Source organism: Microcoleus sp. FACHB-68, assembly GCF_014695715.1.
In the GTDB taxonomy this organism is placed as follows: domain Bacteria; phylum Cyanobacteriota; class Cyanobacteriia; order Cyanobacteriales; family Oscillatoriaceae; genus FACHB-68.
The window spans coordinates 756,714-781,026 of the sequence record NZ_JACJOT010000008.1; the positions used below are offsets into that span (position 1 = coordinate 756,714).

Genomic DNA, 24,313 nt, shown 5'->3' on the forward strand with positions numbered 1-24,313 from the left:
GGGTGCGTGAAAAACGCACCCGACCAATTAAAGCTCATCCGGGTCAATATTTAATTCTCTGAGCTTTGCTGCCAATTTTTCTGCGCGTTGTTGCGCTAATTCTTTCTGTTGTTTCTCTGACTCGGCTGATTCTTCCGGTGTCGGAACTAGCGCACCCTCTGGCGTATAAAAGCGCAACTTTCTCTGATAAATACCGAAGTATAAATTTAGCTGCTGACTCCACAGCCGGCCTTGAGAATTCGGTTCTAGTGGTTGATATTGACCATCTACTAAATGAAAGCCGGCAAATTCTAAAGTTTCGGGATCAAACCAAAAATAATCAGGGGTGCGGAACGTATCTTGGTAGATTTGTTTTTTCAGTCCCCGATCTGTGCCGGCTGTTGTCTCAGAAAGAAGTTCCACAATTAAATTAGGATATTTGCCGTCTTCTTCCCAAACCACCCAACTTTTGCGGGGTTTGCGTTCAGTTCCCAAAACCACAAAAAAATCTGGCCCCCGGAAATCCTCAGATTTGCGCTGGCGGGGACTGTAGTAGATGGTGAGATTGCCGGTGGCGAAAAAGTCATTTCTATCTCGCCATAACCAGTCCAGACATTTTATCAGCAGCATCATCTGCTGCAAATGCAGATAAGTTTCCAATTGCGGTTCGTCGCTGTATAAATCACCGGGTGGAAAGATCACATCTTGGAGAATGTTTTCTGGGGTGTCGATATCTTTAGCAAGAGACATAGCCGGCTACCCAGGAGAGAGTCTAATTATGATTAGTTTAACTTAAGGTGGAGTGGGGCAATTGCCCCAACAAAATTCACCGTGAAGATTTAACCCCTATTTTCATCTCCTGAACCAAGGATTTCTTCCAAGAAAGGAGAAAGTTCATTATTTAATTGGCCGGCTCGAACAAACTCCGCATAGGTATCAGCTTCAATCGCTAATAATTCTTCTCGCAACTGTTCAATTGCATACTCTCGCATTTGGGAGTTTTGCTGACGCAATTCGTGAATTTCTTCTTGCAAATCGTTCAATTGCCCTTGAACTAAAGCTGTTTGATATCGATAAAATTCTGGCTCAATTTCTGGACGTTTATCTACTTCTTTTAGGCGATCCATAACGCGCAGCAGTGCGACTCGACGCGCCAGAACTTCTCTGTATTTTTGACGCAATGGCTCATCCCCTAAAAGCTTCAGAACTTCTAGCAAGGGTTTGGTTGTTAAACCCTGTACTAAGAGCGTAAAAAGCACTACTCCAAACACGATAGCAATAATTTCATCTCGCCCTTGTACAGCGATGGGCACACTCAAAGCCAGGGCAATAGAAACAGAACCTCTTAAACCTCCCCACCACAAAACAGTTTGCTCTTTCCAGTTAATTTCTGAATTCGCAATTGCGTTACTCAAATTTCCTAAACTATAGATAGCAATCGCCCGCGTTAAAATCACAGCAGCAATTGTAATCGCAATCGAACTGAAATTATTGATTAAACTGGAAAAGTGAATTTGATCTCCTATCAGCAAAAATACAATAGAATTGACAAAAAAGGCGAGAAAATCCCAAAACTCACTGACAATGACTCGTGTGCGGGGATTCATGCCAATTCGAGAGCCAAAATTGCCTAAGATTAAGCCAACTGTGACAACACCAATTACCCCAGAACCCCCACATTCTTCGGTAATAATATAGGTGCCATACGCAGAAACCAACGTTAGAGATTGTTCCACTAAAGGTAAGTCAAATCGCTGGGTGAGGTAGGAGATTCCAAAACCAATTAATCCACCTACGCCAAGACCAATTCCCACAAAAACAAAAAATTTGACAATGCTCGTTTGAATGTCAAATTCTTCGATTCCCAAAGGAATTCCGACTAGCAAACTAAAAGCAACAACTGCAACACCATCATTAAATAAACTTTCTCCTTCCATCACAGTGCTGATGCGTTTGGGTGCGCCGAGTTCTCGTAAGAGGGCAACAACTGAAACGGGGTCAGTTGCGGACAAACTAGCACCGACTAATAGAGCGGTTGCTAGGGGTACTCCTGCTAATTTATTAATGCCGAAAGCAATTCCAACAATCGAAATAATTACGCCGAAAACTGCAAACAAAGTCACCGGCACTAAATTCTGCTTTAACCCCGACCATTTCAAATTCCAAGCAGCTTCAAATAACAGCGGGGGTAAAAAGATTGAAAGAATCAGTTGAGGTGATAGGTTAACTAATCGGACATCAACCAATGCCAACCCTAGCCCGACAATCACCAGTAATAAAGTGTAGGGAATGTTGCGAAACCAACTGAAAACTTGTGGGAGGGTTGCCACACTCAGGGAAACCGAAAGAACTAGCAGGAATTGCTTTAAATTTGCAGAAATTGCGCTATGTTCAGCTAGAGTTTCTACTGCCATAAATGCCTCTCTAGTTAACTAATTTTACAGCCGGCCTATTCACTCATAAAGCAATCTGATAGGCTTTTAAAATTTGGATATTTTGACTAGAAGCGCGTTACCAAATTTTGCTCAAGCACTTGAACAAAGCCAATTGCTATTTGAATGATAGGCCAGCCCACTAAACAAATTGATGCGGCCCAATGAGTCTTGATATCTAAACCTTGGCGGACTGCAACAATGACAGCTAACAAACTCCATACGGCTAAGATTAGCTCAATGGGGCGTCCCAGTAAGGGAATTAATGTTAAGAAGTTGAACACTTGGGGAGCATAGGCAAAGCCGATAGGAATCAGCAAATCTCTGTAGGTGACGTGATTAGGTTTTAGCCATTGCCCGATTTTTGAAATAGTAAACGTCCAAAAATAGTAGCCTCCTACGATGCTGAGACCATCTATCAAAAGTGCTAAAACTAGGATAGAAGGCTTAGCCAAGTTAATCAATAAGATGACGAAGCTACCCAGCACATGAGATAGTGCTGCTAAGATGACAATCGTTCGGGCTATCTGGGTGGTTGCAGGAGTGATGGGAGCATTTTCATAAAAATTGGCATCCAATGTTAGTGCGCTCCTAAGCGTCGCCCATAAACTTCCTTTTGAGTCTTTGCCACTCACGCTGCCTTTCTTCTCCTCTTAGTTAATCGCAACTTTGATAAAATACTATTTTATAGAGAAACCTACCACAAAAAGTTCAACAAATTTTGCTGGCGTGCAGGGCTTGACAAAAACTCAATTCTTTATCTCAATCTGATTAAATGCTGCAGTTAATTGGTCGGATACTTCGCTGGTTTAGGGGTGGAACCTTGAATCTACTGATCCTAGCAGGAATAATTTTGCTAATTTGGGGATTCTTTGCGCCGGTGGGAACGCTGGTATGGTGGCTGGATCAAGGGGCTGAAATTATCGGTTTACGGAAAAACCGGCTCAAAGAGTTACCTGCCGGCAATGGCTCAAATGCTGGGGCAAAACCGGCAAAGGTCAACTGTTATATTATCTTTTTGCCTGGAGTGGGAGATTTTTCAGCAGATGAATTAACTCCCGGAGAAGAAACTTTTTTAAATCGTTTAGTGCAGAAGCATCCTAACTGCGTTGCGGTTTCGGATGTTTTTCCTTATTCAGCCTCTAATCAAAGTTTAGGGGGGCAGCGACTGTTTGCGCCAGTATGGCGGTTTGCAAATAATGCCAAAGGCTGGCGAACAATTGGAGATATACTGGTTAAAATTCGCAATCTTTGGCGATTTGCAATTTCTGTTGATCCGCGCTATGGCCCTGTTTACAATCAAGGAATTGCCACAGCAATTATTGAGCGGATGAGAGCCAAGCAATCACTATCGGTTTCCTCCGAACAACCACTCAACATTGTATTAATTGGAACAAGTGGCGGTGTGCAAGTTGCTCTTGGTGCAGCCCCCTATCTTAACCAGTGGTTAAACGCACAGATTTCTGTGGTTTCTATTGGCGGTGTTTTTAATGGAACAAATGGATTTGAGGCGGCTGATCAAGTCTATCATCTTCAAGGCCGGCAAGACTGGATTGATGATCTCGGCAGCATTGTATTCGCATCGCGTTGGTATGGGAATGTAGGCTCGCCTTTCAATCAAGCCCGTCTAGCCGGCCATTATAAAACTTACATCATCGGTTCACACGCTCATGATGGTGAGAAAGGTTATTTCGGCGAAGCTTCGATTCCAGAAAACAGCGGCACCTATGTAGATGTCACAATTGAAGAAGTGAATAAACTTCCAATTTGGAACCTGAAAAATTCCCCCAGTAACTCTAAGTAAGAATTCGTTGTAAGCAGGGATTTCTTTACAAAACCTTGTTGTTTTTGAAAAAACCGCCGGCAGAAGGCCGATTTCACAGGTGCAAGGCAGGCAGACGCCCGCCCCACAAATTAATTCAATCTGCGAAACCAATCGGTTGCCAACGCCCCTAAAGACTGAAAAAATCCAACTTTTATTGACTTCTGGCAACCCATTTGCTGATCCCATCTGCTAGGGTAGTTGCTAATCTTTTCTGTTCTTCCTGATTGACAATCCACTCAAATTCTTCGGGATTGATCATAAACCCCAATTCCAGCAAAACAGATGGGGTAACTGTCGGGCGGGTTAAGGCTAAATTATTCCAAAACACTCCATAAGAAGGCCGCTTTAACCTTTGCACTAAATAGTCATGCAAAAACACCGCTAAAGGTTGGGCTTGGGGATGATACCAAAACGTCCCAATGCCTTTCGTATTCATCGCATCACCGCTATCAGGCAAAGCATTGTAGTGGATGCTGAGCGCAATATTTGGCTCTTGCTGTTCAATCATACTCACCCGATCTTGAGGGTATAAATCTTCATCTCCCTCGCGGGTCATATACACGGTTGCACCGCGCTTTACTAATTCATCTCGCAACAGTTTTGACACCACTAAAGTGACATCTTTTTCGGGATAGCCGTTTGGTCCCCTTGCCCCCAAATCCTCGGGGCTGCCATGTCCGGGATCGAGAAGAATTCTGACACCGGCAAGCGGCTGAGTGTTACGGAGATTCGGGGGTGGATTTCGCAAAGACAGTACCAGCGTCGTGCCTTCATACCTTAGCTTGTAGCCCCACTGCTGCTGGCTTTTGAAATTGAACGTATACTGCACTTGTCCCGGCACCGCTTGCTGCCAGTCAAAGCGGGAAATCACGGAGTTATCGCCGAGACGAATTGTATCGGTTTGGGCGGTGGTGTTGTACAGCGTCAGCGTTAAACTGCGGTTGCCTTGCTGCACATTCACCGGCACCGGCACTTGCAGGGGGAACAGCACCTCTGTCCAATTATCAACCTGGCGGGAAGTCACCCCGCGAATCAGCGATCGCGGCGGAACTGAACCTTCAATAATCTGCGTTTCCTCGCTCTTGATCCAACCGCCATAGTCGAGTAGCAACCATTCCCCCTCACGACCTGTAATTGCCGCCTGCGTGCCTTTTGGCAGCGGTGTCAGGCGCGAAAAATCGGTACTTGGGCCAGTTCTGGCGACACCGGCATCAGCAGACACTTGGGCGGTTGCCAGTTGTCCCGGCGACAGAATTCTAATGGTTCCCGGCCCTTGTTCCGATATCGTTTGGCCATTAAGGGTTAGCAGGAATTTCGGTTGCCCCCAATTTCCCGCCGTTGCCGGTGCCGCAATACAACCTTGGTACTGTCCCGCTGATTGGGAGATCGGCTCATTTTGGCCGGTTAAAACCGCTGAATTCGGAGGCAAAGTGGTCGTTAGAGGTTGGGAACTCAGGGGAAACGTCAGGTTGCCGATCTGGACGGAAACCTCAGCATTTGCCGGCGCGACAGCACTAAAACAAATCAACTCTCCCGGCATTCTGGCAACGTTCGCGGCAGGGGTGAGGGAACCTTCCGCAAACCCCACTTTTTCGGGCACCTGCGGCCCGCCTAATGTCCGCGTTACCTTAATTTGCAGTTCTTGGTTTTCGTAGCGCAACGTAAACACATTCTCGCCGATCTGGAGCGGGAAACTGGGCGCAAAATGGCCGGCCTGACTGCGCTCAATTTTCTGGCCATTAATCGCAACTTCTCCTGCCGGCGGCGCGGTGCCAATCAAAAATATCCGCTCTGAGGTGGTTGTGTGGTTTGGGGGTGGATAGGCTACAAATAGCAATTGATCGGCGCGAGCGGTAGATGATATTACCATCACAGAACCTAATGTCAGCAGTCCTAATATTTTATTCATAATAATAAATTCCCATTATTGCAGCGCTACCCAATTTCATAATTGCCGTTTTTTATGCTATCTCATTTTCTCTTTGGGCAGCAGCATATTTTTTTCTCTCTTCCATTGAAAATGTGTAAATTGTTTTTTTTAGAGAGCAGTAAGCTAAAATCATTCAATTCCAATACTTTTTCTTAAATTAAAATTTTTTATTCAGAATTAAATTCATTCATTTAATTTATTTTAGCTTAATTTCCGCTTAAATCTGTTTCATTAAAATTTCCTCTTGATTCATTTAATTTGAGAAAAAGGTTTTTTTTTCAATGGGCGCATCAAGTTTCAAGATATGAACAAATTTTTTTGATTTAACCTGAGTTCATGTCGGCCAATTAACGAATGCTTGTTTTGTCCGATGCTAATTTTGTTTAATATTGGTAATCAACGCTTTTTCTTCAGCTTTCTCCACCTGATTAACAGCGCCAAGTTAAATCTATTTCAAAACCTCCCAAACGCTAAAATCTACTATCCTGCCAAAAAGTAAGACAGTCTTCAGTTCGTCTAAAAGTTAAAATGCTTGACGCAAAGCTGTCTGCCGCGAGTCAGCAGGACGCGCTAATATAACGCCAACCGTGCTCTCGACTGCTTCGACATAGGCTTGTAAATCGTGAGCTATTTTCACTTCCCCACTCGGAGAAGCGTGAATAAACCCAATACTGCCATCAGAATGCTGGTAAACAAGGCCAGTGTGGGTGACATCCAGACCTTCGACATCGGTTGCTATTGCTACAACGTCTCCCGGTAGCAGCCGGCTATAAACCGTATGGATCTCGTTTTTGGGAATGTAATCCACTTTAAGTTGAGCAAGATTTGCTTCCATGCCGACAATACACTCATAAGCTGCATCATCGTTAGCAAGTTGCGGATAACTGCTTCGATGTTGGCTCATAAAATTCAGTTGGTTATTTAAAGGAATTCCCCCAAAACTCTGGGTCAAATTTTGAACGCCTCCGCGTTTTTGATTGTCTGCTATCCAATCGGAAAAATAATGCAGCCGGCTGCAATATCCATTCATTTCACCATTGCGATAGCGTTGATCCTGAATGTTAGTGGCAAAACTTTGGTAAGAATAATCTTGCAACGCCACACCCCGCGCCATCGCCAGCACAGTTTCGATAAACAGCACGCAGTCAAACCCCTCTAGGGATAAAACTAGCGTTTCTTGGTTAGACTTATCTAACAAACCGGCGGCGTAGGGAGTGCCAACAAATTGCTCGGCTATTGTTTGGATAATGTCTCCCATCGGACGCTGAGACAAATTTTCCCCCATCGCATACTGCATCACTTGCCGGAAGCGGACTCCACTTTGCGTCTTGGCAACTTCCTGGGGTAAATTAAACAGATTTTCTCCTCGCTGCTGCGGTAAACTGGCGATCAAATCACCTGTTGCTTTGTGTTCAAACGCCAGAGTGTTCACCGGCATCTCCGCTTTTGCTTGGAGGACAGCCGGTGGGTAAGCGACCGCAAGGGGTTGAGCTGTCCAAGCGGGAAACGTCATTACAGACCCTAGCACGGCCAATCCTGCAAATTTTCTCATATTTTCCCAGTGTTTCAGCGATAACGAGTTTTTTAAGGCTTCTGAGCAACCGAACTTGATTTTAGTTGAATTTGGAGCCGGCACACGCATTAGACCAATTTTGGATTTTAACAAACAACCTTCTGCTGTTCAGGCCGGTAGTGCGCCCTGTAAATTATGATAGGGACAGCCAGGTTTTGGGGATTTAGGGATCTAAAACTGACGAACGCTTTGAATTGTTCTCAAAAATTTTACAGGGCGAACCGATTACTATCCGGCTGTTTTATCCTGGATTTGCCGATCAAAAGATAAAGGTTATAAAACTGCCTCATGGATATAGGTGTAAGCAGCTTTTTAGCCGGCTCGTATGCCTATTAATCGGTCGTAAAAATAAAATTTATTCAGGTTTTGAAAGGAGAAAATAGTGCTGTATTTGTATAATTGCCTTTTTAAAAACCTAGAAAAGCTTTTTTCCGATTTTTCATTTTTTATTGTTTTCTAGTTTTGTAATAGTTACTTTATAAGGACTGCTTATCCTGATTAAGTCTCATGGTTAATTAATCGTTGTTATTGTAGTTTATTTAATTATTTTTGTTATTTTTGAAGACTAAATAAAGACAAAATTGATTTACTTATTTTGAACTATCTTGCCAATATTCGATTGCTGTATTACTCACAAAATGAGCTGCCAGAATGCCATCATCAAGAGCTAAGTATTGCTTCTTTGTTGTGTTTAATATGTTGGCTTCTATAATTAACATGATCGAATTTTCTCATGGAATATCATAAATAAAATATTAAGATCCAACAAGAATCAAAAGCCATCTTAGAAGGACGAGACTTTAGACCCATTTTCTCGGTAAAATTTAACAGAGGTCACGCAATCATTGAGGCTAGGAAGTCTGGCGACTTTTTATAAGTCAGTAGGAAGAATGCTATCCTGTCATCTGGGTTGTGTGCAGGCAACAGCTGGCGACCGCCCCAGCTGAAAGCTGACAGCTACGGCTGTGCCGCAATTGGCAGCAGGCGCTGGCGGGGAAATCTAAGCATTTGACGAAGTTTATGACTAAGTTTGTATTTGTGACGGGTGGGGTCGTCTCCAGTATTGGCAAAGGTATTGTCGCGGCAAGTCTGGGCCGGCTGCTCAAGTCGCGGGATTATTCTGTTTCAATCTTAAAGCTTGACCCCTATATTAATGTCGATCCGGGCACGATGAGTCCCTTTCAGCATGGGGAAGTCTTTGTCACGCAAGATGGTGCGGAAACTGACTTGGACTTGGGGCACTACGAACGCTTTACAGATACCTCCATGTCCCGCCTCAACAGCGTCACCACCGGCTCAATTTATCAAGCCGTGCTGAATAAAGAACGTCGCGGCGACTATCAAGGTGGCACCGTACAGGTGATTCCGCACATCACCAATGAAATTAAAGAGCGTATCCACCGAGTTGCTAAAGATACCAATCCGGATGTAGTCATTACGGAAATTGGGGGCACCGTCGGGGATATTGAATCCCTCCCGTTCCTCGAAGCGATCCGCCAGTTCCGCAAAGATGTGGGGCGCAATAATGTGCTGTATATGCACGTCACCCTCTTGCCCTGGATTCCCGCAGCCGGCGAGATGAAAACCAAGCCGACGCAACACTCAGTCAAAGAACTGCGCTCCATTGGGATTCAACCGGATATTTTGGTGTGCCGGTGTGACCGACCCCTGCAACAAGGCATGAAAGAGAAACTCTCTGAATTCTGCGACGTGCCGGTGGAAAGTGTGATTACCGCCAAAGATGCTATCAGTATTTATGAAGTGCCGCTCATCCTAGAACGGGAAGGGCTAGCTCAGCAAGTGCTCGACTTGTTCCAGCTTGAACAGCGCCAACCCAACCTCAGTCAATGGCAAAGTATTGTAGATCGCTTGTATCAAGGAGGGCAGCAGATCGAGATTGCAATTGTCGGCAAATACGTGCGGCTGACGGATGCCTACCTGTCAGTCATAGAAGCCGTGCGCCATGCTGCAATCGCAATGGGAGCCTCGCTCAACGTGCGCTGGATCAACTCAGAAGACATCGAAGTTTACGGTGCCGAATCTTATCTTCAAGATATCGATGGCATCCTGGTGCCGGGTGGGTTTGGTGTGCGAGGAGTCGATGGAAAAATTGCGGCTATTGAGTACGCCCGCCAGCACAATATTCCTTTTTTAGGGTTGTGTTTGGGAATGCAGTGTTCCGTTATTGAATGGGCGCGTCACATTGCCACGCTAGCAGATGCTAACAGTGCCGAATTTGACCCCGACACACGAAATCCAGTGATCAATCTCTTGCCGGAACAGCAAGATGTTGTGGATTTAGGCGGCACCATGCGACTGGGACTGTATCCCTGCCGTTTGGCACCCGATACCTTAGCGTTCAGTCTCTACCAGGATGAGGTCGTCTACGAACGCCACCGGCATCGCTATGAATTTAATAATGCCTATCGCAACCTGTTTTTAGAAAGTGGCTTTAAGATTAGTGGCACATCTCCCGATGGGCGCTTAGTGGAAATCATTGAACTTCCCAATCACCCCTTCTTCATTGCCACCCAATTCCACCCAGAGTTCCAGTCTCGCCCAAATATGCCTCACCCTCTGTTCAAGGGTTTTATTCAGGCGGCAGTCGAGCGTTTGCAACCGGCAGCAGCACCGGCAGTGCCGGCTGAAGTATTTTGAGGCCGGCTAGCGGGGTTTTGAGCAAAGGAGGTCTTGTGGCGCACTGGATCAAGATATGCTATGAGCGAGACAAACAGATTTACGTGCTCGATCTCGATCGCATTAGCGCCTTCTCCTTGTCTTGGAATGGCCGGTTAACGCTTTACTTCCCCGGTGGCGAAACCAGCATTGTGTTGACTCAGCAAAGCGATCCAGAAGCCTACAGCAAGGTTCTTGACTTCATTAAAGAAACGACTGGCTTTCCATTACCGTGAAGGTAATGGGGCAAGGCTGCACCAACCTAAAGGTATCGGGATTGGGAATTAAGCTTTGAGCTTTTCCCACCCTTGCCTCAGTTAAATCTCCACAAGTCGTTGCTAGTCTACTGTTAAGCTTCTACTCATTTGCTAATTTTAGTTTGACAAGTTTGCAGGTACGCCCTAGAGGGGGGGAGGGGAGAGTTTCCAATTCTATGCCTGTACCGTTCTTATGGGCGCAGCCTTGCCTGATTTCCAATGTTCCTAGATCCGGTGGCTTTCACCGGCTGCAACTTTAGACAACTGACGCATCGGCAGACTTTTACCAGTGGCGTGTTCTGCCGATGGCATCGGGCTAGAGAGCACTTCCAGATTCAAGCGATAGCCCACATTGCGGACGGTTTGAATCAAGCTGGGTTGCCGGGGGTCGATTTCAATTTTCTTCCGCAGCGAGAGCACATGGGTGTCTATCGTGCGCGGATTATCAATGGCATCTGGCCATGCTCGGCGCAGCAATTCTGGTCGGCTGAGTGGCAATCCCCCAGCTTGGGCCAAGACATAGAGCAAACTAAACTCTTGAGGAGTTAGTTCGATTGACTCCCCTTGAAAGCGGACTCGGCGCTGTACCAAGTCTATTTTCAGCTCGCCATAATCTAAGCTGACTGGGGGTGTCATCGTTTTATGCCGGCGAAGCAGGGCTTCCACTCTGGCTAAAAACTCTTGCATCCCAAAGGGTTTTCTCAAGTAATCATCTGCCCCCGCCTTCAACCCTTCCACAATATCTGCTTCCGTGTTGCGAGCTGACAGCATCAAAATCATTGAGAGTTGCTGCCGGTGTAGCCACCGACAAAACTCTAGTCCATCGCCGTCGGGCAGTTCAGAGTCAACGATCACCAGTGTGGGCTGCCGGTGAAAAAAAACATCCCTGGCATGACGGATATCAGCGGATTGGTGCACAGCATACCCAACTTGCTGTAAGTGCCAACCTAACAGGGAACGTAAGTGAGGATTACCCTCAACGATTTGAATAGAAACTAATACCACAGAAGTTCACCTTCACGTCGGTGGTTTTAAGAGTAACAAAGCATTTGTCATGGTTTTGTAACCACTGCTACTCCCGTTTAAGGTAAAAGGCTGAAGCCAAGGGTCAGTTTGTAAAGATTGCGTAAAATATTCAACGCCGGCAGCCCTGGCGCAGGACTTTGGGGAGATTCCGTTACAATAGTTTAAGAACTCCCTTTGAAAAACTTCATGGCTGAAGCGTCGAGTTACAGAAAGATCACTGGTTGTGTTGACCAGGACGCGCCACTGCTCTCTCGTTTACGTGTGACTGCCGGCAACTCCAGCCAAGACGTGATTCTGAACACCCCTTATCGGCGGTATCTGCTTAAAGACGCATCCCAAAATTCACTGAAGGCTAAGCTTTGCCTTAATCGTGGGACTATATTGGTCTTAAAAGGTATAAAGTTAAACCTTTTAGCAGACGAAACTGCTTGGTTTTTGCTGCTAGACTACGAATTCTATAGAAAGAATATTTTCTGGCCAGCCACTGTACCGGAGGCATTGATAAGTGAGCCGGCAATGACCCAAAGGATAGACAACCCGTACCGATTTTCTGACGCCTTGAACCTAACCGATCAAGATATTCAGTTAAAGCCGGAATGGGTTAACCCATTCCCGAACAATGTGGCGGTGGGTTGCGTCAATCAAGTTAAAACCGTGCGTTCGCCCCAGCTGACCAGGCCAACCTAAACTTTTTCCACTTACCTATCCGGAGGTCAGACTCATGCTTCAAGATACTCAAACCATCCGTCACTATCAAAAACTTACAGACGCTCTTGTTGAAATGTGGAATAAAGGTTACCGCTTCGACGATCTGAGGCTGTATTTAGATGGTTATTTAGCTGCTTTGCGGCACACAAATGCGATTGAACCCTATTTGATTCACAGATTGGAGGAAGAGGCCGCTAGATATATCTACGACCCCTCTAACTTTGAAATGCCCATGCCACAACCTAAATCGGACTATTATTAGTTACGTTTTCCATTCAGGAAAATTCCTGAGCGTGCCGGCATAATCTCCGAAAATTTTGCCGGCTTTTCGCATCTGCAACGCGAAAAAATACAGATACTTCAAATTGGCGTTAGCAGCCGATTCTAGAACTTTCCTGTCAACAGGACTAAGTAGAAGGATATGAGGTGATATCACTAAATTATATTCAAACTATGAATCTAACAGTCACACTTGACTCTCCAAGCATTAATAAATATATCATATCTGATATAAATGGTGGGTGTATAGACGAAACAGATAAACCGTTAGTGTGGCTGCATGGGGAAGTTAAAACTCCTCCTTTTAGCCAAGAAGCACGCATAGAAACAGGTGTTTTGTTGAGACGGTTGCAGCAGGGCGAAAATTTAGGGTTGCCTCACTCAAGACCAATGCCAAGTATTGGGGCACACTGCCATGAACTGCGGGTTTGAGATGCAGGGAAGAACTGGAGAATTATCTAAAGCTTAATACATATCGAGCTATAGCACGATCAATTAGATCTTCACTACTTCTCAAAACTTGATTCATCCATACTGTACGTTCACGCACACCCAATACGCTTGCAGCTAGTAGTAATGACCACCGATCTAAAGCTCCAAATTGCTGCCAGTTAGATCGATGCTCCTTCACCCAACTTTCATGGGCAAAAAGTCTAGCGTAATCTGCTTGAAAACGCAAAGGCTTTAACTCTCCAACTACAAAATCTCGAACTACTTGTGATTGTGAGTAAGCTTGATGCCGAGTTATAAGCCATCTCAGCCACATTGAGCAAAAAGAACTTTTAGTAATAATGGAGGGCTTAGCGATTATTTTTTCAAAGCAATCTAAATTTCTGTTGATAGCAGCTTCATTCATTACGCTATCAAGATAAAGGCATACATCCCGAAAAACAGGAGAAAAGAATTCGATATTATCAAGAAGGGGCGCAATAATAGCCCTAAGCCTTGCGTGTTTTGCACGTCGAAGAAGATGGCGAGCGAGTCCAAGATCTAGTGAATCGTGCCCAAGGATACTATCCATCATACTGTTTAAAAGTTGACTTCGCTCTTCAGAAGTTAATTTATCCCATGAAGGGGGATTCTCTACATAAGCTGTCCGAAAAGCAAGACTTGTTTGACTAGCTATAGACTGTGCAATATTTGCATGTATAACAGCTCTTTCTCTTGAATCAGGTGAGTCAAGATAGCGGTCAATTAATTCTGCACTAGGCAAAATAAAAGTCTTCTCTGAGGATAGAGTCAATCTGTGGTTCTTATAGAGATATCCAACAAGATCTTGCAATATTGTTTCTAGCTCTAACTCCGAATTTGAGAAAATTCGGAAATCGTCAACATAACGAACATAGTCACAACCTCTGTGTTGAATCCACTGATCGACATCAAGTAATGCTGTTTCTGCAAGAATAATACTAGGAGCTGGACCAACAGGTATCCCAATTGATACACGCTCATTAAGATTAAGCATGAATTCCTCTACAGCAGAGGAAATAGTTGCGAGCCTAGAATCACAAAGTTCAATAGCTGACTGCAAGCGATGGAGATATATCTGGTTGTAAAAAGCAGCAATATCTGTAATTAGGACATAATCAAAATTCTTTGCTAGTTCAAAAGACTTTGATGTATAAGATTGAAAGCCATTGTGCCCTTCATCAAAAAAGTCACCTCGCTCATTTACGCTAAGTTTATACGAAAAAACACGATCACCTAATTTTTCACGGCGTGTGTCAATGTATGGTGCAAGAGTATAGGCTATTGCCGCATAAGCTAATGAATCAAGTGGGTTTGGATCATGCACAACACGATAGCCACCCCTTGCTTTAGGAGCTTGCATTGATAAAGGGAGACGTCCGAGTTCCTGAATAGGTTTACCAGATAAAGACTTAACGACTTCGTCCCAATCCGCCCAAAGTGCATCTAGAACGTCTAAAGATGGGAAAAAATCAGAAGTATAAAAGCGTTGGATGTGGCTACGTGCAAACTCTAAAGATTTTTTCGATAGATGCATGGTTAAACCTCGATTTATAGAACCCATATACAACTTGTTTTATACCTAACAGCAAAACGCAGCGGCGGTAGATACTCTCCAATTCAGCACCAGTGACTTTCGAGTTCGCTGCCGTGAAGTATTAGCTGGCTGGTAGTTGCCATGAAAACTATTTACGACTCTGCTGCAATTACCCTCAAATTTATATCTAAATTGTAATAAGTTCTATGCCCAGCATATAGAAAATCTGTGAATCAGTAGGTAACGTGAACCAAAAATCAACACATCTGCACTTAAAGCTTCTTGAAGTATCTGGCAACTGGGAATACCTCGAAGCCTACCTTTTCATAGGTGTGACGGGCTGGGGCATGACCGGCATCGCCCCCAGTCTCAACCATAGCAAGGGACATCCCAGCATCTTTCATCCAAGCCAGAGCGAATTCTATCAGATCACTACCAATACCGCGACCTTGAAAGTCTGGATCGACAGCAACCATGTAGATTTCACCCATATTGTCCTCTGAGGGTAGTTTCTACGGCTACAAAGCCCACAGTAGAACCTGCGTCGATAGCAACCCATACATCAAGGTTTCAGCTTTTTTGCTATCCCCTAGGCTTAATATTTAGATTTAAGAAAGCTCAACAATAAAAAAAACCCTTGCGAGTTCTTTGCGTACCAAACTTCTGCAAGGGGTTTTTCAAGTCAGTATCGTGAAAGTTTAAGAAGCAAGAGCGACTTCTAGCATCTCCTGCAATTCGCCCTTTTGGTACAGCTCAATCATAATATCTGAACCGCCAACAAACTCACCATTAATGTAAACCTGGGGAATGGTTGGCCAGTTGGAATACTCTTTAATTCCCTGCCGAATTTCCCAATCTTCCAGAATATCAATGGTTTCGTAGGGAACTCCCATCGCGTTGAGAATCTGCACTACATTGTTAGAAAAACCACACTGGGGCATTAACTTATTGCCCTTCATAAACACCAAAATTTTGTTTTGCTGTACCAAATTGTCAATTCGCTCTTTCAGTTCTGGGTTCATGGTTGCGCTTGGACTTCCTTTCTTCTCTTGTGTGGATCTAGTGTTTAGTTTATCGTTGTTGAAGCTAGACCGGCTGACCGGCAGCCGCCCACGACTGGGGCGTGTAAGTCTTTAAAGCAAGGGCGTGAATGGCTTCTGTAGACATCGCCTCGCGCACAGCCCCATAAACGAGTTGATGCTGTTGCACCAGTCCTTTGCCTTCAAATTGCGATGAAACGACCGTTACCTGATAGTGATCGCCACCGCCGGTTAAATCTTGAACCACCACTTGGGCATCTGGCATTTGAGCCTTGATCATTGCCTCTACGCGATCCGGGCTAACCATTGCTACTCCTGAGTTTCCTGTCGCTTCTCTATCTAATTTAACGTTAGCGGGTTTATCCTGGCCGGCTCAACTAAAGTCTGACTAGAAATTGAGCGAGCTTAGGCAAAACCCATCAAATCCCCCCATCCCGCTGATTATTGCGCGGAACCCCCTGAAGACGAGCTAGGCTCATCACTACGGGGTCTGGGGTAGGGTGAATCTACAAATCCTAGTTCAAACAACTGCTGATAGGCTTTTTGGCCTAAGTCGCGCGTCGGTTGCTGAGAGCGAATAATCTGAACCAACAGCGGCACAGCTAATTCCGGCTTGTTTTGCGCCCGATGTACCAATGCCAGTTGATAAGTTGCCTGATCTCGCATTTGGGCGGTTTCTAGGGCTTTCTTGCGAAGACTGTCAGCAATCCGGGTATCAATCCCCGAAAAGCTAGAACCCAACTCTTGATAAAAATTCGACAGCTGGTTGAAAACCTGACGGGCTTCCACAAGCTTTTTAGCAGCCCCATCATAGTCTTGGGAGGCAACCGCATTGCTCGCTTCGTCCATCAAGCGTTGCCCTCCCTGAAGACTCAGCAGGCTGCTATCGAGCACCATTGGGCGAATATTGTCCGGTTCTGTCGATTCCCCAGGTTCGGGAACATTAATAGGAGTTGCGGGGTTTGCCGGCTCAAGCGGAATCGTATTCTCTGGCTGGGCAGATTCCTGGGCGCGGACACTGGCCAGAGGCAGTAACGTTAAAATTGCCGTCAGCGGGATTACAGAGGATAAACAGAGGAAGCGAATAGTTCCAGATACCATAAAGTACCTTGTATGTGCGTACTTAAAAATCGGAGCGATACAAACTTCGGGTATCTTATTTAAATCCCTGAAGCGGGGTCAACTCGCCCGCCTCTACCGCCCACAGAATCGTAACACAGACAAGGGCGGTTTGTAACAATCTAATAAGAACTGAAGTTAATATGGCGAAACATCAACGGATGCGAGTCCAACACCCCACAAACTTAGCTGAAGTATTCTTCAACTGCCCGAATGTAAATCAGGCAGACTGAGAAAAACATGAGCGCCGGCAAGACTCTGACAAAACCCGCACTGTCAGCAATACATTTAAATGAGACTCAGTTTGTGAAATAACAACTGTATCACCAGAGGCTCGCTTCTATGACCAATCCAGTTAATTCAACCAATTCTGATCAAAACAATTTTCCCGCTGTAGGCGTCCCAGAGGAAAGCGTGGGTTTCATCTTACAACGGGGGGGTGATGAATTAGCGCTTGAAAAGGTCAGTGATCGGTTTACTGTGCGCCCCACCGGCACCGGCACCCTATCGGAAGATTGGGCACAACTTTGGGGGGCTGTTCGCCACAGAAGCGTACCGCAAGCCAAGCTCGTAGAATACACCGTTGAACCGGCACTCCTCGAACAAGCCATGCAAGCGGCGCGAAATTCAGAAGCCGTTGCCTTCGTCAGTCATGTTTATCACATTAAGAACAACCCAGAGCAACTGCTCTACCTCACGGACGAGTTGACCATCCAGTTTAGCGATTCTGCCGATCCAGCAACGCGGGATGCCATCGCAGCGGCAGCGGGACTGCGTCAGATTCGTCTACTCGCGGGAATTGCCAATACCTTTATCTTTGAAGTCACCAAGCAAGCGACGGAAAATCCGATCAAAATTGCCAACCGGCTCACCGGCAACCGGGCGGTATTGGTTGCTGAACCGAATATTGTGGTAGAAACGGCTCCTCACTACCGGCCTCGTGACACCCTCTATCCCAAGCAATGGTATCTGTACCACACCGGCGGCCCGGAATTAGCAGCCGGCGCTCATATTGATATTGAGAAAGCGTGGGATCTCACTCGCGGCGTGCGTTCTGTCGTCGTGGCTGTTGCGGATGATTCAGTTGACCTCAACCATCCAGATTTTCAAGGGTTGGGTAAAATTGTTGCCCCCCGTGACTTTAAAGCCAAAGACTTTGTGCCGATGCCGGGGGAAGACGAAGACAACCACGGCACCGCTTGCGCCGGCGTTGCGGTTGCAGAAGAAACCGGCAGCGGCATTGTGGGGGTTGCCCCCGGTTGTGCCTTGATGCCATTACGCACCACAGGTTTTCTCGATGACAGTTCGATTGAGCAACTGTTTGAGTGGGCCATTGCTAAAGGGGCCGCCGTGATTTCTTGTAGCTGGGGTCCCTCGGCTGTTTATTTTCCGCTTTCCTTGCGCCAAAGTGCCGTTGTACATCGCGCCGCAACAGAAGGGCGCAACGGCAAGGGTTGCGTAATAGTTTTTGCTGCCGGTAATGCCAACCGTCCCACAACCGGCACGATTAATGAGCGCGGCTGGCCGAACAATATTTTGCAAGGCCAAACGAAATGGCTGGGGGGTTTTAGTGTTCACCCGGACGTGATGACGGTTTCTGCTTGCACCAGTTTGAACAAAAAAGCCGCCTACAGTAATTGGGGTCCCACCATCTCTGTTTGCGCCCCCAGCAATAATGCGCCCCCCGGAATGTGGCTGCAAGAAACCGGCTATATCAACACAGCGCCGCAAGTGACTGTTTCTCTAGCCGGTCAAGGAGTTTTCACTGCTGATCGCATGGGTGCTCTTGGGTACGATGCGGAGGATTACACCGGCTATTTTGGCGGTACTTCTAGCTCTACCCCCGTGGTTGCCGGTGTTGCAGCGTTAGTGCTTTCTGTCAATCCTGATTTAACTGCTCAGGAAGTCAAGCAAATCCTGCAAAATACCGCAGATAAAATTATTGATCGAGAACCCGATCCCCAACTGGGTATCAACATGGGTACTTATGACGCCAACGGACACTCCCAATGGTTTGGCTATGGCAAAGTGAACGCGTTTAAGGCCGTGCAGGCGGCACAAAAGCAAGTGAGTTCCTTGAAAGTTTCCCGGCAGCTACAAGGGCGCAATGACACTAGCGTGGCGATTCCTGATTATAACTTGCGAGGCATTACCAGCCCTATCCAAATGAATGATACGGGGGCTGTGCGCGATATTCGCGTCGGTGTAGATATTGAACACAGCTTTATGGGCGATCTGGAGATTTATTTAATCGCCCCTACCGGCAAGAGCGTTTTGCTCCAAGGACGTACCCAAGGGCGCAATAAGCGATTACAGATGGCTTATTCTCTGCAAACAACGCCAGTGCTGAGGCTGTTGATCAATCAGCCGGTGAAAGGTGTTTGGCAGTTGCGCGTCGTTGACAGTGCCCTAGAAGACACCGGCAAATTGCTAAGCTGGGAATTAACTTTAGGCATCTAATCTGCATCTGCATCTGCCTGCGGCACGCTACGCAATCCTCTGCGTATGCCGGCAGGCACTCGGCGCTATCATCTGCGGACGCAGGTGGAACTCCTATGACGAGCAAAGCACATTCGGGTTTCACCTGCGGAATCTGCGGTTAAAAATTCCAAAAAATCTCCCTTGACAACCCATCAATTCTTTAGGAAAAACTGCAAAATCAACACCGACTATAAAAACTCAAAGGTGATTTGAATGAGGTGTAAGCCGGCACGCTGTTTTTCCTAAACAACAGTAACGAACTCAGAAAGTTTTGCAAGAAATCAAAAGCTTTTACAAACTCTGAATTTCTCGCCGGCTGACCCGATCTCTCCCCATCTTTTTTGCCTCATAAAGCGCCTCGTCAGCCATTTTAATCAATTCCATCGGCAAAGCTTCAAAATCTGCAATCGTGCTAGCTAGCCCACAACTGAGCGTAACATACTCACTAATTTGGGAATTGATGTGTGCGATTTGTAAAGCTTTAACTTGAAAGCAGATTTGTTGAGCCACTTGCCAAGCCACTTCTGCACTTGTATTAGGCAAAATCACTACAAATTCTTCTCCCCCATAACGGGCAATTAAATCGCTAGGACGTACAGCCTCACCAATGGCTTTAGCAACTTGTTGCAGACACCAATCACCGGCTTGATGACCGTAAGTATCATTGTAGATTTTGAAATAATCAACATCGCATAAAATTAGAGACAAATCTCGTTTTTCCTGGGCAGATTGCCACCATTGTTTCTCAAAAAAATCGTTAAAATAACGGCGATTGGCAACCTGAGTCAAACCATCTAAGGAGGCTAAACGCTGCAATTTGTGATTGTAGTAACCTGCCATCACAATCGCAGAGGTGATCAAAGCGGCAATTGGTGCAATCACAGGAATCCACCAACCGCCCAAAAAAGCAAGATAACTAACACCAATTGGAGCGCCTACTGCCCCAATTACTACCCCAATCTTCCAGACAGGGACTACTTTTTTTCCCAACGAGTTTTGCTGCAGGAATCTCCAACTGCCTCCCGCGCCGGCAAAAGACCAAACCACAACCCACAACCACTCCACTGTATCAGGCCAGAATCGAATCAAGCTACGCCCTTCCAGGGCAGCACTTAAAATTTGGCTGGTTAAATTGGCGTGAATAAAAACCCCTGGAGTGCGACTAGGGCTGCCGGTAAAACTATTGCCATAGGGAGTCAAAAAAAGGTCATTAAAACTTTGTCCGGTTGCGCCAATTAACACGATGCGATCTCGCAAAAGATTGGGCGGTATCCGGTTTTCTAATACCTCTTTTAAAGATAAGGTCTCGAAGTTTTCTCGCGTCCCCCGATAGTTCAGCAAAATTTGATAACCGCCACTATCAAGGCCGACATAACCTCCCTCCTTGCCTTTTAAGGGCACAAATAAAGCTTTTCCTAACTTTAAGTGCCTCTTGCCGGCATCCACCTTTTCTAAGCCAATGCCCTTGTCTTTCAGATAAATCAGCGCCAAGCGCACCGCCAAGCCTAATTGCGGGCGTTCATTTTCATCCGGTTTTACTGACAGCAAACCCCGCCGCACTTTGCCATCTGCATCTAAAACTAAATCTGCTAAACCGACTTTATCTTGTTGCTTTAAACTCGGTGGTGGGGCTACAGTCTCGCCCACCACTTTCTCAACGCCAATCAGATTGGGTGTAGATTTAAATACTCTCACCAATGCCTGATGCCCTGGTTCCACCGGCAAATTGCGATATAGATCTATGCCGATCGCCAAGGGCTGTTGTTCTTTTAAGTTTTCGATCAATTTAGCCAGCACGGCATCAGACATGGGCCACTGCCCGATCTCAGTGATATCTGACTCGCTAATGGTAACAATTACAATGCGGGGGTCTGCTGGTTCGCGGGGGCGCAGGCGAAAAAATTTATCAAGTGTCGCCAACTCTAAAAGCTGGAAGCAGCCAAAAGAGTTAGCACTGATCACGACTCCTGCTACACAAGGGGCTGCAATCAGTATCTCTTTGCACTGCCCGATTCGCTTTCCAATCTGTTTCCACATAGAAGATCGCCCGCACCCAAAACTGACTCCATTAATCAATTGTTTTTGCTATACCTTACTTTAATTATTTTTATTGAAATAGTTTTCCTAATCACTTTCCTTGAACTACTCACTATTCTATGAGTATTTACCTACTAACCGCAATCGTCAGCTCTATACTATTTAACTGGCTTCCCGATTTTTTTAAATTTTAACCGTTCGGGTCGGGAGTTAATGTACTAACAATTATATTTGGGAAAACTCTTAATTTGGTGAGAACCCAAGCTTACGCAGAAATTTTCCTTGCTCGTCAGCCTTAACGTTTGAACTCTTGTCTTTAAACTTTTCCCATTTATTCAAATCTGGTTAGAGCCTTCGATTATCTGTTGCCGGCAGCGTTCCAAATAACTTTGAGCAACTCGATCTTCAGGATAAGTTTTTAAGCAGCTTTGAAACTGTTGCGCGGATTCCCAGAAACGCCCCAGGTTGTAAAGAAGTAAAGCTTTTTCAAAAGTTGTTTTGGTTTGGAGCTTGGCTTCTTTTATTTCCGCCGGATCGGCATCAAATATTTCATAAACTGTAACCATTTGCGATTTTCCTTTAACTTTAACTTTGTCAATCAACCGAAACGCATAATCGCACGGATTTTTAAGCGCTAAAAAAGTTTGTCCTGAAATTAATAAAGACACGCCATAAGTTTTTGTTAAGCCTTCAATGCGGGAAGCTAAATTCACGGCATCACTGATAACCGTTCCATTCATCCGGGAATTACTTCCAACTGTGCCCAACATTAAAAAGCCTGTATTAATACCAATGCCAATTTGAATCGGTATATAACCAGCCTTAATCCGAGCTTGGTTATATTCGGCTAGCTTAGTGAGCATAGAAATTGCTGCTCTCAGGGCATCATCTGCTCCTTCACTAAACAAAGCCATAATCGCATCACCAATATATTTATCAATGAACCCGTAATTTTCAGTAATTGCCGGCTCCATGCGAGATAAATAAGCATTAATAAATTTAAAATTATCTTCAGGAGTCATTGTTTCCGATAGACTGGTAAAGTCGCGAATATCGGAAAACAGCACCGTCATTTCTAGTTGAATGTTATCTCCTAGTTTTGCATCAAGGATACTTTCATATCCTAAAAGATTAAGAAATTCATGGGGTACAAACCGCCCGTAGGCATCGGTAATTTCTAATTCAGCATCCAGGGCTTTTTCTAAATTGCGATTCAGTTCAAACAGTTGTTTGGTAAATTTTTCTCGTTCAGCTTCAGATTGTTTGCGTTCCGTGATATCTTGGAAGGCGACAATTGCGTAAGCAACATTACCTGTGTCATCAAAAATAGGAGTCCCCCATGTTTCGATAGGAATAATCTTGCCTTCTCGATGAATTTCGATATCATGAACCGTTGCCCGTTCTCCCCTCAGCGCTCGCACGACGGATAATTTTTCTGAAGGATAAAGTTGATCGGTGCCGGCAATATAAAGTTGATAAACCTCTGATAATTGATCGACTGTCGCGGAGTCGATCACGCCTTGACCTAGTAACTGCTGTGCCTTCTGATTTGTATAGCAGGGTCTGCCGCTGCTATCGAGGACGGCTACGGCAACTGACATGGCTTCTAAAAATTGAGATAATTTTCTCTCACTTTCGCGTTGCACGCCTCGATTGTAATAAGCGGCAATGGTAATGCCAGATAGCAACAAAGCAACTAATGGCGAGATGCTAGGAATCCACCAGCTAAGCAAAAACGCAATATAGCTGCTGCTCATCAAAATAGTGACCGGCAGTAAAATTCCGATGCCGAGAACCGTCCATCTCAAGAGTAGATTTTTTCTGAATAGCTTGGATACCAGTAGCGTCCAACTCATGGAAGCGCCGGTAAAAGACCAACCTAAAACCCACAGCCACTCCACTGGCTCATCCCAAACCTTGATAAATGGACGCCCTTCTAAGGCAGCACTTAAAATTTGGCTGGTTAAATTCGCGTGAATAACCACCCCTGGAGTGCGGCTAGGACTGCCGGTAAAACTATTGCCGTAGGGAGTCAAAAAAAAGTCATTAAAACTTTGTCCAGTGACGCCAATTAAAACGATGCGATCTCGCAAACTATTCGGATCTATCCGGTTTGCTAACGCATCTGTTAGCGATATACTTTTAAAGCTATCTTGCGTCCCCCGATAGTTCAGCAAAATTTGATAACCGCCGGCATCAAGGCCGGCATAACCTCCCTCATTGCCTTTTAAGGGCACAAATAAAGCTTTTCCTAACTTTAAATGCATCTTGCCGGCATCCACCATTTCTAAGCCAATGCCCTTTTCTTTCAGATAAATCAGTGCCAAGCGCACCGCCAAGCTTAATTGCGAGGGTTCCTTTTCATTCGGCTTTACTGACAGCAAACCCCGCCGCACTTTGCCATCTGCATCGAGGACTAAATCTGCTAAACCAACTTGATCTTGTTGCTTTAAAATCACTGGTGGGGCTACAGTTTCCCCCACGAGTTTCTCAACGCCAATCAGATTGGGTGTAGACTGGTATACTTTCACCAATGCGTCATGTCCTGGTCGCACTGGCAGATTTCGATACAGATCTATGCCAATCGCCAATGGCTGCTGTTTTTTTAAGTTTTCGATTAATTTAGCCAGCTTTGCATCAGACATTGGCCACTGCTCAAGGCGATCAATATCTGCTTCATCAATGGTGACAATCACAATGCGCGGATCGACTGGTTCACGGGGGCGCAGGCGAAAAAATTTATCGAGCGTCGCCCATTCTAGAAGCTGAAACAAGCCAAAAGAGTTTGCAGCAATCACTAAACCCGCTACCGAGGGGGCGATCATGAGGACACCGCGCCATTGCCAAATTCGCTTGCTGAGCTTTCGCCCCATGTTTCCCCGGCACATAGAAATGACATTAAAAACTGGGTCGATAGCCAAACTTTAATTGACTCACCCAGGGTTT

General features: G+C 45.6%; 21 protein-coding genes. 7 read left to right on the plus strand and 14 right to left on the minus strand.

Annotated elements, in window-relative coordinates:
* Positions 1–27: 27 nt before the first annotated feature.
* From H6F73_RS12160 to H6F73_RS12170, 3 genes are all read right to left on the minus strand, one after another.
* A complete protein-coding gene (locus tag H6F73_RS12160; RefSeq protein ID WP_190759002.1) occupies positions 28–729 on the minus strand; it encodes a Uma2 family endonuclease in 702 nt (233 codons plus the stop codon).
* Between the two features lie 89 nt (positions 730–818).
* Positions 819–2,393 carry a Na+/H+ antiporter gene (locus H6F73_RS12165; protein WP_190759003.1) on the minus strand — a complete coding sequence of 525 codons (1,575 nt, stop codon included), beginning with the start codon at positions 2,391–2,393 and terminating at the stop codon, positions 819–821.
* Between the two features lie 86 nt (positions 2,394–2,479).
* Complete coding sequence (locus tag H6F73_RS12170; RefSeq protein ID WP_190759004.1) at positions 2,480–3,046, minus strand: hypothetical protein; 567 nt, start codon at positions 3,044–3,046, stop codon at positions 2,480–2,482.
* Between the two features lie 188 nt (positions 3,047–3,234).
* Here H6F73_RS12170 and H6F73_RS12175 point away from each other — a divergent pair, with 188 nt between their 5' ends.
* Positions 3,235–4,215, plus strand: coding sequence for a hypothetical protein (locus H6F73_RS12175; protein WP_347239524.1), 981 nt, complete (start codon positions 3,235–3,237; stop codon positions 4,213–4,215).
* A gap of 172 nt (positions 4,216–4,387) precedes the next feature.
* Here H6F73_RS12175 and H6F73_RS12180 read toward each other — a convergent pair whose 3' ends face one another.
* From H6F73_RS12180 to H6F73_RS26985, 3 genes are all read right to left on the minus strand, one after another.
* Positions 4,388–6,145 carry an N-acetylmuramoyl-L-alanine amidase gene (locus H6F73_RS12180; RefSeq protein WP_190759006.1) on the minus strand — a complete coding sequence of 586 codons (1,758 nt, stop codon included), beginning with the start codon at positions 6,143–6,145 and terminating at the stop codon, positions 4,388–4,390.
* A gap of 544 nt (positions 6,146–6,689) precedes the next feature.
* Entirely contained in the window at positions 6,690–7,718 is a 1,029-nt protein-coding gene (locus H6F73_RS12185) for an N-acetylmuramoyl-L-alanine amidase-like domain-containing protein (RefSeq protein WP_190759007.1), read from the minus strand.
* Positions 7,719–8,329: 611 nt separating this feature from the next.
* Positions 8,330–8,458, minus strand: coding sequence for a hypothetical protein (locus tag H6F73_RS26985; protein WP_277882600.1), 129 nt, complete (start codon positions 8,456–8,458; stop codon positions 8,330–8,332).
* Positions 8,459–8,759: 301 nt separating this feature from the next.
* On the opposite strand from H6F73_RS26985, the gene H6F73_RS12190 reads away from it, so the two are divergent.
* Positions 8,760–10,397, plus strand: a complete 1,638-nt coding sequence (locus tag H6F73_RS12190; RefSeq protein WP_190759008.1) for a CTP synthase — start codon at positions 8,760–8,762, stop codon at positions 10,395–10,397.
* Positions 10,398–10,432: 35 nt separating this feature from the next.
* Positions 10,433–10,651, plus strand: coding sequence for a hypothetical protein (locus tag H6F73_RS12195; RefSeq protein ID WP_190667103.1), 219 nt, complete (start codon positions 10,433–10,435; stop codon positions 10,649–10,651).
* Positions 10,652–10,897: 246 nt separating this feature from the next.
* Here the strand turns inward: H6F73_RS12195 and H6F73_RS12200 are convergent, their stop codons facing one another.
* Complete coding sequence (locus H6F73_RS12200) at positions 10,898–11,677, minus strand: response regulator (RefSeq protein ID WP_190759009.1); 780 nt, start codon at positions 11,675–11,677, stop codon at positions 10,898–10,900.
* A gap of 207 nt (positions 11,678–11,884) precedes the next feature.
* Here H6F73_RS12200 and H6F73_RS12205 point away from each other — a divergent pair, with 207 nt between their 5' ends.
* The 3 genes from H6F73_RS12205 (at position 11,885) to H6F73_RS12215 (ending at position 13,117) form a co-directional block, all read left to right on the plus strand.
* Positions 11,885–12,385, plus strand: coding sequence for a hypothetical protein (locus H6F73_RS12205; protein WP_190759010.1), 501 nt, complete (start codon positions 11,885–11,887; stop codon positions 12,383–12,385).
* A 34-nt stretch (positions 12,386–12,419) separates the two neighbouring features.
* A complete protein-coding gene (locus H6F73_RS12210; RefSeq protein ID WP_190759011.1) occupies positions 12,420–12,668 on the plus strand; it encodes a DUF6761 family protein in 249 nt (82 codons plus the stop codon).
* Positions 12,669–12,859: 191 nt separating this feature from the next.
* Positions 12,860–13,117, plus strand: coding sequence for a hypothetical protein (locus H6F73_RS12215; RefSeq protein WP_199330509.1), 258 nt, complete (start codon positions 12,860–12,862; stop codon positions 13,115–13,117).
* 22 nt (positions 13,118–13,139) lie between these two features.
* On the opposite strand, the gene H6F73_RS12220 is transcribed toward H6F73_RS12215, so the two are convergent.
* From H6F73_RS12220 to H6F73_RS12240, 5 genes are all read right to left on the minus strand, one after another.
* Positions 13,140–14,717: an RNA-directed DNA polymerase gene (locus tag H6F73_RS12220; protein ID WP_190759012.1), complete on the minus strand. Its 1,578-nt coding sequence runs from the start codon at positions 14,715–14,717 to the stop codon at positions 13,140–13,142.
* A 245-nt stretch (positions 14,718–14,962) separates the two neighbouring features.
* Complete coding sequence (locus tag H6F73_RS12225; protein ID WP_199330510.1) at positions 14,963–15,181, minus strand: GNAT family N-acetyltransferase; 219 nt, start codon at positions 15,179–15,181, stop codon at positions 14,963–14,965.
* Between the two features lie 207 nt (positions 15,182–15,388).
* Positions 15,389–15,712: a Grx4 family monothiol glutaredoxin gene (gene grxD / locus H6F73_RS12230; RefSeq protein ID WP_190667091.1), complete on the minus strand. Its 324-nt coding sequence runs from the start codon at positions 15,710–15,712 to the stop codon at positions 15,389–15,391.
* Between the two features lie 64 nt (positions 15,713–15,776).
* Positions 15,777–16,037 carry a BolA family transcriptional regulator gene (locus tag H6F73_RS12235; protein WP_190759013.1) on the minus strand — a complete coding sequence of 87 codons (261 nt, stop codon included), beginning with the start codon at positions 16,035–16,037 and terminating at the stop codon, positions 15,777–15,779.
* Between the two features lie 134 nt (positions 16,038–16,171).
* Positions 16,172–16,831: a hypothetical protein gene (locus tag H6F73_RS12240; RefSeq protein WP_190759014.1), complete on the minus strand. Its 660-nt coding sequence runs from the start codon at positions 16,829–16,831 to the stop codon at positions 16,172–16,174.
* A gap of 360 nt (positions 16,832–17,191) precedes the next feature.
* Between H6F73_RS12240 and H6F73_RS12245 the strand changes: the two genes are divergently transcribed.
* Positions 17,192–19,309, plus strand: coding sequence for a S8 family serine peptidase (locus H6F73_RS12245; protein WP_190759015.1), 2,118 nt, complete (start codon positions 17,192–17,194; stop codon positions 19,307–19,309).
* A gap of 312 nt (positions 19,310–19,621) precedes the next feature.
* On the opposite strand, the gene H6F73_RS12250 is transcribed toward H6F73_RS12245, so the two are convergent.
* Both H6F73_RS12250 and H6F73_RS12255 read right to left on the minus strand, forming a co-directional pair.
* A complete protein-coding gene (locus H6F73_RS12250) occupies positions 19,622–21,367 on the minus strand; it encodes a CHASE2 domain-containing protein (RefSeq protein ID WP_190759016.1) in 1,746 nt (581 codons plus the stop codon).
* Between the two features lie 335 nt (positions 21,368–21,702).
* A complete protein-coding gene (locus H6F73_RS12255; protein WP_190759017.1) occupies positions 21,703–24,240 on the minus strand; it encodes a CHASE2 domain-containing protein in 2,538 nt (845 codons plus the stop codon).
* Positions 24,241–24,313: the final 73 nt, after the last annotated feature.